13 protein-coding genes are annotated in these 14,563 nt (G+C 49.4%); 3 read left to right on the top strand and 10 right to left on the bottom strand.

Features of this window, described 5'->3' with window-relative positions:
* Window positions 1-91 precede the first annotated feature (91 nt).
* Window positions 92-319, top strand: coding sequence for a hypothetical protein (locus tag GON05_RS13335; RefSeq protein ID WP_157319589.1), 228 nt, complete (start codon window positions 92-94; stop codon window positions 317-319).
* Window positions 320-532: 213 nt separating this feature from the next.
* Here GON05_RS13335 and GON05_RS13340 read toward each other — a convergent pair whose 3' ends face one another.
* The 7 genes from GON05_RS13340 to GON05_RS13370 all read right to left on the bottom strand — a co-directional run bounded on the left by GON05_RS13340 (window position 533) and on the right by GON05_RS13370 (window position 9,228).
* Window positions 533-775, bottom strand: a complete 243-nt coding sequence (locus GON05_RS13340) for a hypothetical protein (RefSeq protein WP_157319590.1) — start codon at window positions 773-775, stop codon at window positions 533-535.
* Between the two features lie 52 nt (window positions 776-827).
* Window positions 828-2,888: a molybdopterin-containing oxidoreductase family protein gene (locus tag GON05_RS13345; RefSeq protein ID WP_157319591.1), complete on the bottom strand. Its 2,061-nt coding sequence runs from the start codon at window positions 2,886-2,888 to the stop codon at window positions 828-830.
* Window positions 2,889-3,002: 114 nt separating this feature from the next.
* A complete protein-coding gene (locus tag GON05_RS13350) occupies window positions 3,003-3,779 on the bottom strand; it encodes a C40 family peptidase (RefSeq protein WP_157319592.1) in 777 nt (258 codons plus the stop codon).
* Window positions 3,780-4,247: 468 nt separating this feature from the next.
* Window positions 4,248-5,132, bottom strand: a complete 885-nt coding sequence (sdaAA, locus tag GON05_RS13355) for an L-serine ammonia-lyase, iron-sulfur-dependent, subunit alpha (protein WP_127452813.1) — start codon at window positions 5,130-5,132, stop codon at window positions 4,248-4,250.
* 1 nt (window position 5,133) lies between these two features.
* Window positions 5,134-5,811, bottom strand: a complete 678-nt coding sequence (sdaAB, locus tag GON05_RS13360) for an L-serine ammonia-lyase, iron-sulfur-dependent subunit beta (protein WP_127453194.1) — start codon at window positions 5,809-5,811, stop codon at window positions 5,134-5,136.
* 207 nt (window positions 5,812-6,018) lie between these two features.
* On the bottom strand, window positions 6,019-6,861 hold the full coding sequence (locus tag GON05_RS13365; protein ID WP_157319593.1) for an ABC transporter ATP-binding protein: 843 nt from the start codon (window positions 6,859-6,861) through the stop codon (window positions 6,019-6,021).
* Between the two features lie 351 nt (window positions 6,862-7,212).
* Complete coding sequence (locus tag GON05_RS13370; RefSeq protein WP_157319594.1) at window positions 7,213-9,228, bottom strand: helix-turn-helix transcriptional regulator; 2,016 nt, start codon at window positions 9,226-9,228, stop codon at window positions 7,213-7,215.
* Between the two features lie 142 nt (window positions 9,229-9,370).
* On the opposite strand from GON05_RS13370, the gene GON05_RS13375 reads away from it, so the two are divergent.
* Window positions 9,371-9,784 (top strand): hypothetical protein, encoded by a 414-nt coding sequence (locus tag GON05_RS13375; RefSeq protein WP_157319595.1) that lies wholly within the window; start codon window positions 9,371-9,373, stop codon window positions 9,782-9,784.
* Window positions 9,785-9,808: 24 nt separating this feature from the next.
* The gene (locus GON05_RS13380) at window positions 9,809-11,278 is read left to right on the top strand and encodes an S-layer homology domain-containing protein (RefSeq protein ID WP_157319596.1); all 1,470 of its coding nucleotides are present in this window, start codon (window positions 9,809-9,811) and stop codon (window positions 11,276-11,278) included.
* A 71-nt stretch (window positions 11,279-11,349) separates the two neighbouring features.
* On the opposite strand, the gene GON05_RS13385 is transcribed toward GON05_RS13380, so the two are convergent.
* The 3 genes from GON05_RS13385 to GON05_RS13395 all read right to left on the bottom strand — a co-directional run bounded on the left by GON05_RS13385 (window position 11,350) and on the right by GON05_RS13395 (window position 14,560).
* Window positions 11,350-11,973 carry an SGNH/GDSL hydrolase family protein gene (locus tag GON05_RS13385; RefSeq protein WP_157319597.1) on the bottom strand — a complete coding sequence of 208 codons (624 nt, stop codon included), beginning with the start codon at window positions 11,971-11,973 and terminating at the stop codon, window positions 11,350-11,352.
* Between the two features lie 81 nt (window positions 11,974-12,054).
* Window positions 12,055-13,608, bottom strand: a complete 1,554-nt coding sequence (locus tag GON05_RS13390; RefSeq protein ID WP_246239093.1) for an extracellular solute-binding protein — start codon at window positions 13,606-13,608, stop codon at window positions 12,055-12,057.
* Between the two features lie 76 nt (window positions 13,609-13,684).
* A complete protein-coding gene (locus GON05_RS13395; protein WP_157319598.1) occupies window positions 13,685-14,560 on the bottom strand; it encodes a carbohydrate ABC transporter permease in 876 nt (291 codons plus the stop codon).
* Window positions 14,561-14,563 lie beyond the last annotated feature (3 nt).

Genomic DNA, 14,563 nt, shown 5'->3' on the forward strand with positions numbered 1-14,563 from the left:
CGCAAAGTGGTGATGCGACGAGGATCGACTACTTGGTGTGAAGCGGTTATGTAGAGCGGAATGGTCACTTGGTGCGAGGCGGGCATTTGATGTGGCTTGGTTAGTTGATGCGAGGCAGACATACAGAGCGGTATGGTTACTTGGTGCGAGGCAATCATACAGAGCGATATGGTTACTTGGTGCGAGGCGGGCATTCGACGTGGCATGGTTACTTGATGCGAGCAGTCATTCAGAGCAATATGGTTACTTAGTGCAAGGCGAGCATTTGATGTGGCTTGGTTACTTGATGCGAGGCGGGCATTCGATGTGGCATGGTTAGTTGATGCGAGGCAGACATACAGAGCGGTATGGTTACTTGGTGCAAGGCGGGCATTCAATGTGGCATGGTTACTTGATACGAGGCAGTCATACAGAGCGATATGGTCACTTCGTGCAAGGCGGGCATTCGATGTGGCTTGGTTACTTGATGCGAGGCAGTCATCTCTTCCACCGTGGCAAAAAACCGACCCCACAGGGTCGGCTTTTACATGCATTAATACATCGGCTTAGCTTGGTACAACAATTGCGGCTGCGGGCATTGCGGGAAAGGGTAGATATCCCGAATTTGACTGAAGGCATAATGCTTCGTGGCAAATTGCGTATGGTATAAGTATTCGATCAGGTAAATCGACCCGCCTTGCACACTGCACAAAATTCCTGAAGTACCGGTACCGTCCATTAGGGATACACCTACTGGACTGCCTATCCAAGCATATGCTTTTTGCTGTAGTGACATAGGCCATCACCTCCTGCATTACTTTATGCGGGGAGGCGCCCATACGTTCAGCTCACTTGCTGAGCTTTTCCACACGCACACGACCGGAGAAAAAGGTTGCCCCTCCGCCCATATCCGCCACGCGATCCGGCGTAAGCGCATTAACCAAGGCTTTGCTGCCATTACCGGAAGCGGACGAATCCGCCCAGAGTCCTTGGCTCACGACGACACCTGGCAGCACATCCGAGCCCGCCGCTACGGTTAGCTCACATTCACCGCGAGCATTCCATACGCGAACCATTTCGCCACTCGCTACCCCCAAAGAGGCGGCATCCGCTTCATTCATATGCAGCTTCGGCGTTTTTTCCATGCGGACATGCTTTTCATTATGAGCAAACGTCGAGTTCAGAAAGTTATGATTCGGCGCAGGAATAAACAGAAACGGCAAATCCCCTTCATCGGGAAGCGGAATGTACGTCGGCAAAGCCGGATAACCCTTCTCCGCCATCTCACGGGAGAAAAGTTCGATTTTACCGCTCGGCGTTCGTAACTGTCCTGGAAACAGCGGCTTCACTTCCGCTTTCATGAACTGGTTCTCCAGCAGGCTCTCATAGGTAATATTCGCTAACGCTGGATTTCCCGGGTGATCCAAAGCTTGGCGTACCAAATCCGCATCGCTATCCTGCAAAGCCTCATCCTCATAGCCCATCTCCGCTGCAAGCAGACGAAACACATCGACATTCGCTTTGCTCTCGCCGTATGGCCGAGCGACAGGGAGTTGAAGATGCACGTAATGATGCCAATAGGAACGATAAAAGTCCGTATTCTCAAAAGACGAAGTTGCCGGGAGCACGATATCGGCGTATTTCGCCGTCTCGGTCAGAAACAGATCATGCACAACCGTAAACAAATCGTCTCGCTGAAGCCCTTCTCTCACTTTATTGGCATGCGGGGCAACTAAAGCCGGATTGGAATTGTAGACATACAACGAGCGAATTGGCGGATCCAACTCCAGCAACGCGCTGCCAAGCAAATTCATATTAATTTGCCGCGCCTCTTTTACCCGCAAATCAGGCCGCTGTAAGGCGGGAATGTTGTGCTCCAAATAGGCGCCGTTTCCTTTTATAGCGCCACCTCCATGCTGCAGCCACTGCCCCGTTAATGCCGGCAAGCAGGCAATGGTCCTCACGCACATACCGCCGTTATCGTGATGCTGAATCCCGTTGCCAATACGAATAAAAGAAGGCGACGTCTGACCGTACAGTCGGGCCAAGCGATTGAGGTCTTCGACGGAGACTCCTGTTATTGCAGATACCACAGAAGGTTCATATTGCCGAACATGTTCCCTCAGCTCCTCATGGCCAACTGTATATTGCCGTAAAAAAGCTTCATCCACGCTATCTTCGGCGAACAATATATGCATGATTCCCAGCGCAAGCGCGGCATCCGTTCCCGGCATAATTGGGATAAACCAATCCGCCCAACGGCCTGTTTGGTTCTTGTGCGCGTCAATGACAACGATTTGTGCACCGTTTTTGCGGGCTTTCTCAGCCAGCATCACCTGATGCATATTCGTGCTGACGGCATTGATTCCCCACATAATGATGAGTTTGGCGTGCACCGTATCCTCCGGATCGGTTCCAAAGCTGCCGCCCATCGTATATTTATAGCCTTCGGTTCCTGCGGCTTCGCAAATCGAGTACAGCAAACGGCTTGCACCCATCCGGTTAAAAAACCGGCGATCCATCCCCTCGGTCCCAATCCGCCCCATATTGCCGTAAAAGCTGTATGGCAGAATGGACTCGGCACCTTCCTCTGCGATCAGCTTTTTCCAGCGGGTCGTGATCTCTGCGATCGCTTCCTCCCAGGATATGCGTTCAAAGCGGCTCCCCTCCCCTTTCGGGCCAACGCGCTTCATCGGGTACTGCAGCCTTTTATCATCATAAAGTCGTGCCGTCATGTTGCGAACTTTATTGCAAATTGCCCCTTGTGTTACCGGGTGGTTGGGGTCTCCTTCTATTTTAACGATCTTGCCGGCTTCCTTATGAAGCAGCAATCCGCATTGATCTGGACAATCCAGTGAGCATACGGAGGGAAAAATGCCATTCTCCTGCTCAATCATCGACGAGTGCATCTGCTATTAGCTCCTTTCCGTCACTTCAACTTCTTTACTATATAACGAATTAATAGGAAGGGAAACAATGGCGCGTGAAAATGCCCCACTACATGGCCTAGTGGGGCACTACGCTTAGTCCAGGACTGAGCCTCCTAGAACAAAACGATATTGCAGATGCTTAAAAAACATATGGTCAATCCGCACGCCGCCTGTCTTTTTGGAAGCGGAATGAATGATTTTCCCATCTCCTAAATAAATGCCCATATGGCTGATCGGCTTCTGTGAAGGGTCCAGATTGGCATAATCGGAAGGACGATTGCCCATGAAATTCGTAAAGAACAGCAAGTCCCCGCGTTTTGCCTGTTTAAGATCGGTGTATTTTCGTTTGGATAGTGCTTCCACATAAGCAGCCTGATTCTTCGCATCCCAGGGCAAATCCATCCCAAGCGCAGTCAAATATACCCAACGCGTGAAATCCGAGCAGTCAAAAGATTGCGGATCCAGCCGGTCCGACCCATACACATAGGGGGTTCCGAGGTAGCTTTTGGCGGTCTCGATTACGTTCTCGACGTAACCTCCTTTTTTCGGGACGATGCCCGGACTGGGAAAAGCCTGGATCAAAGGAAAGCCGTTTGGCAGAAGCGCCTGCTTCTTATTCTCTGCAGCCAGGCTCTTTACTCGATTCGAGGCAGAGGCAGCGGCATAGAGCTGCTCTACGCCCAAATCGCCGATGTACAGCTCCGCATCGCTGCTGGTCAAATTCCAGTCCGACATCCGGTTATCCGTCTCCCGTTCGGACGTCAATTGCACCTGGTCCCCCGTGCCCAGCTGCTTAATCCTTGATGGGTGAGAGCACCCGGTAAGTGTGAGCGCGGAGGCTAACACAATGCTTATTGCAAATATGCGCATATTCAAACTCCTTGGCACGTGATCCTGTTAGGATGCCAAATTTTCGGGAGAATAAACTTGAGGGGGAAGGCTGCCGTACGCTGTATTTTATGCAACATTAAAGACGGTTTGTAGGGAAACCGAGCCACTCCACTGTACAAAATGCAATGAAAATGCTTGGTTTGTGTTGAAACGGCAGCTTTCGCAGCTAAATGGTTGCATAAAGTACAATGGGGCTGACTCCAGGCATGAGATTCGGTACAAATGGTTGTATAAAATACAACCTGAACGGAAGTCGATGTGCTGAAGCAGCGAACCAAGGCCGTACGGAAGAGCCGTGATGAATCGTGGTGAACGTTTGTTAGCGATGTAAAACAGCGCTAGAGCAAGGCGCCGTGGAGCTCAGGCTCTTGCGGGGTTACATACGATGGAGCCTAACACCCCTAATAAAAAAGCCCGCAGGAATCATCCTCCCTGCGGACCTTACTTCTATCGCTTTTTGCCCAAATTAAGCTCTTTCATAATTTGCCGGCCTGTCGGTGTCTGGGCCAGGCCGCCTTTGGCCGTCTCGCGATGCTTTTCGGGCATCGCGGTGCCCACCTCGTACATCACCTGCACGACTTCGTCGGAGGGGATGACGGAACGAACGCCCGCCAGCGCCATATCGGCCGCTGCCATGGCATTCACTGCACCGAAGCCGTTGCGGACGATGCACGGAATTTCGACCAGTCCGCCGACTGGGTCGCAGATAAGCCCTAGCGTGTTCTTCAGCGCTAGTCCCACCGCATGCATCGCCTGCTCAGGCGTACCGCCGCGAAGCTCAACAAGCGCTCCCGCGGCCATGCCGATCGCGGAGCCTACCTCAGCCTGGCAGCCGCCTTCCGCGCCAGACACAAAAGAGTTGTTCGCGATTACATAACCAATCGCGCCTGCACTCAGCAATCCCCGGACCATGTGATCATCATCCCAGCCGAACCGCTGCTGGCTGCTGATGAAAACTCCGGGGATAATGCCGCAAGAGCCAGCCGTAGGCGTAGCAATAATGCGTCCCATGGAAGCATTCACTTCGGACACGGCTAACGCGTACGCCATCGCCTTGCAAGCTTCCTCACCGAGTGAAGCTTCTGTCGTCGTCATATAGCTGGCAACACGCTGAGCGTCCTTGCCTGTCAATCCGCTGCGGGAGGTTGTATCTTCCGTCAGTCCCTTCGCCACGGCTTCTTTCATAATTTGATAGTAAGCCCTCATTTTTTCAAACACATATTCCGGTGTCTTGCCCGATTCTTGGCTTTGATCGGCCAGCATGACTTCCGCAATCGTCATTCCTTCTACAGCACATACTTCAGTAAGTTGTTTTAATGTTCGGAATCTCAAGTTATTCGCCTCTTTCTGCGAGATCCACTCTTTTGATATCAAATATCATGCTTAAGGAGCTGAGCTCCTCAATCAAGGCATCTGGAACGGAAACGTCAGTTTCAATGACGGTCATCGCTTCTCGGTCCCTGCCTTTCCGATCCAAATCCATGAATCCAATATTGATCTGGTTGCGTCCCAGCAAGGTGGTAATGTCTGCGATCATCCCCGGCCGGTCGTGATGAGAAATAATTAACGTAGGGTATACCGCGGTAAATTTCACATCGAATTGATTCACATTTACAATTTCAACGTTCCCGCCACCGATGGACGCCCCTATCATACTCACTTCTTTGCTCCCGGAGGAAATCGTAAATTTGACCGTATTCGGATGATCGGCCTTATCTTTACTTGTGAGGAAGGCAATCTCCACACCCCGAGCTTCCGCCTCTTCGGCCGCCTCCGGTATCCGCGGATCATCCGTTTCAAAATCGAGCAAGCCGCCAATAAGCGCCAAGTCGGTACCATGCCCCCGGTATGTATCCGCAAAAGACCCGTATAAGGTAATTTCAGCTTTCGTTGGCTGCTCACCAAGCAGCTGCCTGACAACACGCCCTAGACGGACGGCTCCCGCTGTATGGGAGCTGGATGGACCTATCATGGAAGGTCCAATGATGGAAAACACATCTTTAAAGCGCATCATGCAGTTCTCCAATCCTAAGAAGTTAAAGCTTTATACTACTATTGTATGAAGTGCTTCTGCGAATGACAAGGTCTAATATCTTGTCCTTATTTTCCCAAAATGCTCCGGTCTCATTCTATGGTGACGGCAATTGTGAGCGCAACAAGAAAAGCCTCTATCCACGCAAAAGCGTTCAATAGAGACTTTGATTACTTATGTAGAGGCTTAAACAACCAATGCAGCTTCTGCCAGGTTGCTGGAGACTTGCTCCTGCTCATTAACTTTCCTGCCCTTGCCGAATGGGATGCAAAGCGGCGTACCAAACAGGGGATCCTCAATAATTTGGCAATCCATGTTAAACACGGTACGAATCGTATCCTCGGTAATAATATCTTCCGGCTTCCCTTGGATGGCGATCTTCTTATTATGAATAGCCACGATGTGATGCGCATAGCGACAAGCCAGATTAATGTCATGCAGAACCATGACGATGCTGCGCTGCTGCTCGACATTCAATTCAAATAACAAGTCAAGCACTTCAACTTGGTGTGACATATCCAGATAAGTGGTCGGCTCGTCGAGTAAAATCGTATCCGTTCCCTGGGCCAACGTCATGGCAATCCAAGCTCGTTGTCGCTGTCCACCTGATAAAGAATCCACCGTACGATCCGCATATTGCTGCATATTCGTAGCTTTCAGCGCTTTCGTCACCATCTCTTCATCTTCTGCGGACCACTGCTGCAACCAGGTCTGGTAGGGATATCTCCCTTGCTTGACGAGTTGGAGCACCGTTAATCCTTCCGGAGCAACCGGCCCTTGCGGCAGAATGGACAAACGCTTCGCAATCTCCTTCGTCGGAAGCTTGGCGATGGCTTGCCCGTCTAACAAAATGCTGCCATTGGTAGGCTTCAGCAACCTGGCCAACGAACGAAGTAACGTTGATTTACCGCAACCATTGCTGCCGATAAACACGGTGATCTTCCCCTTAGGGATCGCAATATCCAAATCTTCATAGATACTGTTATCTCCATAAGTTAACGTTAAATGTTGGGCCTCGATGGCGTGCATCGGTCATCAATCCTTCCTTGGCTATATGTTCAAACGAAATTGTATTTATTCATTTAGGTATGTGAGGTCAGTAGAATCCAAACTTTATTTATTTAGTGTATAGTTGATGAAAACCATTGTCAATGATTTTGAGAATCATTTTCAACAAAATTCAATATGCAAGCGCCAATTTCATCCATTCCGTGAATGGACGTCTCCTTCACTACTCGGTGAATCCCATTTTTCTGCACAAAAAAAGACTTTCCCAGGTCATAATCTGAGAAAGCCCTGCATTTCATCGGCATGAAGCAGAATACGCACCCGCGGCACAAAGGGTTATCCAACTGGCCTGATTGGCGAAGGGGATTAACGTTACACCGCGCCTTTGCGGCTGCTGATCAGCTTCTGTACCGCTTGTGTGCGGTTTCTTACCTCCAGCTTCTGAAAAATCGCCGTAAGGTGTTTCTTGATCGTAATCTCACTTAAAAAAAGCTGCTTGGCAATTTCGGCGTTCGTCATGCCTTGCATTAACAAATCGGAGATTTTGCGCTGTATGTCCGTTAACGGTACGAACGGAGGCTCTGCAACCGGTTCACTCTCCATGAACTCAGTCATCCCGAGTTTCAGCATCATTTTCCGCAGATACGCTTGCAGCTTGTGCCCTCTCGTATCCGTCGTGAAGGTATGCGTTGGCGTCACCTGATCGTAATCGTAATGGACTACGGGCGACATCTCGCAACCCAGCCGGTGATGAATTTCTGTAGAAAACGGAATCGGAGGCGGAGATCCGGCAATAAACCCGCCGGTAAGCAGCAGCGTGATGAAGAAATGTCCCGTGTCCGCCAACAAGCTCATATCATTATAGTTCAATACGTCAATTGTTTGTATGTAGTATCCCACAGGTGTTTCGGATAGCAGTGCAAATTCATCCAACTGTTCCTGAGGCAAGCTGCGAAAATAGGCCGACGAAAGCGGCTTGTTCAATAGATAATCAATGGTTAAGCCATTAATCGGAATGACCGCTGTTAAACCGACAACTTCCCCTTGCGGCTTGCGCAGCAGACGGACGGTGCCTGGTCCTAAACCAGCAAGTTCCCGCAAATGCACGTGTTTGAGATTAAACAGATTTTGCTCGCGCGTGATAACGAACTCTCCCGTTTGATTCGTGGCGCTGTCGACATAAGGAATTCGGTACTCTTGGGCTTCCTCGTAACGGCGTTGGATGTAGCGTTCCGCATCGGCAAAATTGGCTTCGTCCATAACCTCAAAATAGTTGCTAGCAGCATCTTGATTGAAAAACTGCCGTATCAGTTCATCCCCGAAATAGTGGAAGAAGTCACTGGCTTCGAGCGAAATATCGTCGTTCTTCCCAATACTCCGTATCGTTCGATGATAATAATACATCATGCATTTGCGCCTTAGAGTCGCATAGTAGTCCGGTGACCTTGCACTAAGTTCTTGGCTGAAAGCCGTGCGAACCAAATCATGCAGCAGCCATCCCCGCTTCACTCTTCTGACGAACGATAATTCGGTAAGCTGCTGAAATTGTTCCACAGTGATCGGCTCTTCTAACACATGAGCAAGTGTCTCCTGATTAAAATGCTTTAATACGGAAGCCGCTTCCACCATTCTGCGCAAGGCGGGCTGAGAGACCTCTTTTAACCATTGCTTCGTAATTAAGGGCAGCACTTCAATTTCCTGCAGGTGAATGAGTTCTCGTATGGAGGACGTTTGCGCCGTTAGGGAGAGCGTCAGCGGATGCCCTTTCGTCTGGTTCCAAATCCAGTAAATTGTGTTTTCATCCAGGATAGACAGGTTATGTAAATAGGTTTTCACGTCCGAAAACGATAGATCCGAGAGCGGCATCTGCATCGTACAGTGTCTCCATGTAGAGGACAATCTCCATGCGCCCTGCAGGGCATAACGGCCTGAAATCACAATAGAAATAGAGGGATGCAGCTCTTTGATAAAATGCTCCCGAAGCCAGTGATCAAGCTCCCCCATCTCTTCGTACGTATCGATAGTTAAGAGTAACCTATGCTCTATCGCTGCTCGATTCAGAATTCCAATGCATTCCATTGTGGAGATAGGTTGATCCGGTATCGAGACGGAGACGTGCTTGCCGACAAGTCGCTCTAACAGCTGAACCATATGATGGCATAAAGAGGAGGGGTTATGTACGATGTCACGGCTGTCCAGCGAAATCACGTGAACATTGCGTCCAGCTGCAAGCTGCCGAAACTCATCGAGCAGAAAGCTTTTGCCAATTCCGCCTGTGCCGTATAGGTTCAGCAATCTTTTCTCCGGGTAAGTCCTCTGCAAAAATCCGTTAAACATCTGTAATTCCCGCTGTCTGCCCACGACCAATCTGCCGTTTATTTCCGCCATCGTTCCTCACCCATTTAATGTTCGGATTTTTATACGAAGGTATCATACCAAAATATACCATAGGATAGTAGTGCCAATATTCCTATTGAGCTATCGTTAGTACACATGCACCTGAGTGCGGAGTTTAGGAGGAATAAGTGCGATGAAACACATATGGAAAAACGTAATGGTCATGCTATGCGTCAGCCTGCTTACATTTGTAATTGCTTGCGGCAAAGAGGCGCCCGCTTCCACAGAAGCCTCCACCAAGGCATCCAGTGACATCCAGAAAAACATTCAGATCCTCATCCTGGATGGAGCGAGCGGCATTGAAGCTTCCCAGGCTGATGGCCGCGACACCATCGACTATGTGATGAAGCAAGATGTGAAGGAAACCGCCGAGCTGTCGCGCAAAAGGTTCAAAGAGCACGGTTTTACCATGGATGAAGTACCTGCCGAGGGAGCATTTCTTTTTTCAGGGAGCAACGGTACGCTCGGTGTGGAATATACCGTCTCCAGACTAGTGGGAGGTAAGGGCGAAACATCCGTCCATATCTCGTATAAGGTGATTAAATAATTAACCATTGGTGGAGGAGAGTTCATGTTGATGCATCTTCAACGAAAGATGATTCCCTTATTGGCTGTCTTTATCTTCGCGATATGTTTCGTGCTGCCAACTCCGCGCGCTCATGCGCAGGTGCAAATGCAATATTTTTTTATCGGAGGCAGTGATCCTTATTTAATTGCTGGCGCAGACATTCCAGTCATCTATAGTGACGACAGAGCCATCGGGACCAAGATAGAGTCCTTCGAAATGTTATATTCCACCGACAATATTAATTGGCATAACGTTCTCGAGTTGAAAAGCCAGTCGATTAGCGCTCAATTCCGCCTCCCGATCGATCCGTCCATCACCTCGGTGAGCATTCGCGTTATGATTCATTATGTCCCGATTCTGGGATCTGACACGTATTTGGAGCGGACCGAAGGGCCATTCAAAGTCATGCAGCCGGGGGAAACCAGCGATTTCCAAGCTTCCGCCAATGATGACGGTTCGGTAACACTCACCTGGAATGATAACTCCAACATGGAATCTTCCTATATCATTAAACGCGACGGTCCGGATGGCACGAAATATTTTAATGTGCAAAATACAACCGGTGATTTTGGGCCTGTGGCGACCGTCGATAAAGCGACGAATAAAAATAAGAATACGTTATATGCCTATACCGTAACACCGGTCATTGACCAGTACGCGCTGCCCGACAATGTAATCCCAGGCGTGGAGACGGTCTTCATTTGGAATAAAGCCCCTCGTGACGGCCTGGTTATTGTGGATAAAGTTAATCCTGTCGTTCAAATCCCTGTTCTCGTTGGTAAAAATAAAGTGATTACCAAAGTTCCAGTCATCGACCTCAAACCTGCCGTAGACGTGAAGATCCCGGATAAGCTAGGTCCGATCAGCAAAGGGGGCACACAAGGCAGTACGCAAGGCGACGCCGGTCAGCCGAACACTGAGGCGCTGCTCGAAGAGGCCGTCAAGGGCTCCAGCGACTGGGCCAAAGCTGATCTCAAGCTGGCCATCGCAGCATCGCTCACGACACCATCGGTGCTTGGCAACTATCAGCAGCCTATCACTCGGGAGCAGTTCGCCGGCATCGCCGTGAAGCTCTACGAAGCGCTCAGCAGCAAGCCGGCAGCAGCGGCTGCGCCGAATCCGTTCACGGATACGGTGAACGTCGACGTGCTGAAGGCGTTCCAGCTCGGCATTGTCACAGGCGTATCCGCGACCAGCTTCTCGCCGGACGCGAGCATTTCACGGCAAGAGCTGTGCGTCATGCTGATGCGCGCTGTGAAGGCGGCGAAGCCTGCCGCCACGCTGAACATCAGCAGCACTTCCGGCCTTGCCGACAGTGACTTGATCGCGCCGTGGGCGCTGGATGCGGTTCGATTCGCCATCAACCACGCCATCATGAATGGCGTGGGCGGAGGGCGCATTGACCCGCTGGGCAGCACGACGCGCGAGCAGGCGATCCTCCTCGTCAAGCGGACGTTTGACGCGTATAAGTAGACGGGATTGGATTCTTCCTCCCGTTAAAGATGCTGCGGCGCTGTTGCGGAGAGGATGCTCCGTTACGGCGCCTAAATGCGCTCAAGAAAAGGAATCGCCATAGCGGCAATTCGCTTAAAGCCCTCCTGATTCGGATGCAGGCGATCACTGCTCAAAAAGCCCAGCGTGAAGCGATTAAAGCCACTTTCCGCGTACAAATTCAGCACAGGCAGCGCATACTCGACGCCAATCGCTTGAATAACCTCGACATAGTCTGCTAAACGATGGCCCTCCGCATTCACGGAATCAATGTCGAATCCGTCTTTATCTCTTTGCAGCGGTGTCCACAGATTGAGGCGGCACGCCGGATTTTTGCTCAGAATATCCTCCACTAAGGTGACATAGGCGCCATAAAATGTATGGATATCCCGCTCTTCCTTGCGTCCAATCGGCTTATCCAGCCGAAAATCATTCGTGCCCGAAAAGATGGTCACACAATCGTACACAGGCTCCATCTGCCTGCCGACATGCACAGTCGCGCCGTAATCACGGTCTCCTCCCGCTGTGAGCGGGCATCCGCTTTTACCTTCATTCAGGACGGTGGAAAACCCAAGCGCTGTACTGACCAATGGTTGATAACCACCTGCAGCTGAAATGCTGTCTCCTAACGTGCACCAGCTTTTCCCCTGCCATTTGGGCTGATCTTTTAATCTCATTACTTTTCCTCCATGTCTAATAAAAAAGAGAACATGCAGCAAGTAAATGCATGGCACGTTCTCTTCTCATTTAAATTTGTTTTATTTTTTTGCGGTTGCGTACCAATCATTCACTTCTTTGTAGCTGGCATCTCCGCCAGACGATTTGAATTTGGCTTGGAAAGCTTCAATACCACTGATCGGCTCCGCCCCGAAAATCAGCTTCGTCGTATAGTCTCCCACCATCGTGTTCAATTGTTGGAAGTTTTTCGAGAACTCAGGCAAGTACGGAGCAAGGCCTAATGGATCTTTAACTCTTGTGTTCTCTGGTTGAATCGTGTTCATGAAATTCCAAGCATCGAACAAACGCATATCTTTACGTACACGTGCTTGCCAGTAAGTTGGATAGTTTTTATCATCGGTACCCATCAAGAAATTGTTCGCTTGGTTGCGCTCATCCGTAAAAATCGGTTGAATTGGCGTATAAGCGCCGTCTTTGAATGTGTAGTGCTTACCTTCTTGGCCGATCGCCATTTCTTTAAACGTTGCCGGCTCCAGCTTCGCATTCATCCATTTGATCGCATCTTCCGCATGTTTAGACGCTTTAGGAATGAAGGTAATGCGGTCAAAACCTGTCGCAGCGCTCAAACCGATTTTACCGTCTTTGCCTTTCAGCGCAGGGATATAATTCGCTTTCGCGTTCGGATTATTTTTCACAAGAGCATCGTTAACCACAGGAACATCAGCCCAGTGAATCATGATCATCCCCGCTCTACCGCTGGTAAATTTCTCTTTGGCCGTAGCATCTTTGTTAGCAGCAAACTCCTTATCCAGCAGCCCTTGTTTGAAAAGATCGCTCGCAAACGTCACATATTCTTTGAAAGCAGGGTCCATAATGCGTGGCGTCAGCTTGCCGTTCACATCGTTCCAGAAAAGCGGCATACCGAAAGCGCCAACGATGTTATTAATAAACATGGCTTCACTTTTAATCGTTAATGGAATGTTTTTATCGCCGTTTCCTCCGGGATCTTTCTCTTTAAACGCTTTCAAAACAGCTACCAACTCATCCAATGTCGTCGGTGCTTTCATGCCTACTTTGTCGAGCCAATCCTGTCTTACATACAAACTCTCACCGGCGAAGGAAATTGTTTTGGTAGGAATCGCATATAGTTTACCGTCTACTTTAGCTGCTTCCAGCACGGCTGGATCGACGGAGGCTTTAATGTTCGGTCCGAATTTATCAATCAGAGGTCCAAGGTCTGTCAAAGCGCCTTTTTTCGCATAATCGGCAAATAATGCTTTGAAGTCCGTCGTTCCTCCTGTTGTAACAGCATCATACGGTTCGCCGGAAGCGATAAGAATGTTCAGCTTGTCTGCTGCTTTATCCTGAGGGAGCATATCGTATTGCACTTTGTAGCCTGTTTTCTCTTCCAGGAATTTCGCAACCGGGTACGTGTTGTAATCGTCCTTTTGCCAAATTTGAAGCGATTTCAATTCTGGCTTTGGTCCAGAAGTTGTTGCTGCTGGCGCTGCGCTTGCCGGGGCTGCATTATTGCTTGCCGGCGTATTGCTTTTGGACGAACAAGCAACAAGTGAAGTAACCGATAAGCTTGCTGCAAGTGTTAGAAGCATGACTTTATTGTGTCTTTTTAACATGTGCAAACCTCCCTAGTAATTGTATATACTATATCATTAAACCCTTGACGCTAACATCAAGGGCATTAATGCTCATTCACCCTTTGACAGAGCCGATCAGAACGCCTTTGACAAAATGTTTTTGCAGATACGGGTACACTAACAGCATCGGAATAATGGACGCGATAACCGTTGCCGCACGAATGCCTTCCGGTGAAACGTTCATCATGTCGTCTACGCTTTTGTTCATGGCACTGGAGCTGTCCGCATCCATCACAATATCCCGCAAGTACAGCTGCAAGGGCTTCAAACCTGCGTCATTGATGTAGAGCATCGGATGAAAGTAATCATTCCAAAAGTACACCGCATAGAATAGCGCGATTGTCGCAATAACAGGAACGCTTAACGGAATAATGATTCTGAACAGAATCGTAAAGTTGCGGGCGCCGTCCATTTTAGCCGATTCTTCCAAGGCTTCCGGCAAGGATTCGTAATAACTTTTAATCACCAGCATGTTAAAGACACTAATCAGGGCCGGCAGCATGATGGACCACAGGTTATTAATCAAATGAAGCTGCTTCATCAACAAGTAGTTCGGTATGATACCACCATTAAACATCATCGTGAAAATGAACAGCAGCATGATGAAGGAAATGCCGGGCAGATGCCTTTTGGACAAGGGGTAAGCGGTTAATGCGGTGATCAGAATCGCCAGAAATGTACCCACTATCGTAATTAGCAGCGAAATCCCAATTGAATGTAAAAACTGGCTGGAGGAAACGACGTATTTCATGGTATCCAGCTGAAAGCCGATCGGAATGATCCCCACTTTACCGGAAACTACGGCTGATTCATCACTAATGGCTTTGGATAAAATATTCGCTAACGGCAGCAAAGTTGCTAAACCGCAGATGATTAACACGAGATAAATGAAGAAGTCCAGCGATCTATCGCCAATCGTTTTTTTGTGCATGAC

Origin of the sequence: Paenibacillus anseongensis (genome assembly GCF_009757995.1) — a bacterium.
Taxonomy (GTDB): domain Bacteria; phylum Bacillota; class Bacilli; order Paenibacillales; family NBRC-103111; genus Paenibacillus_E; species Paenibacillus_E chondroitinus.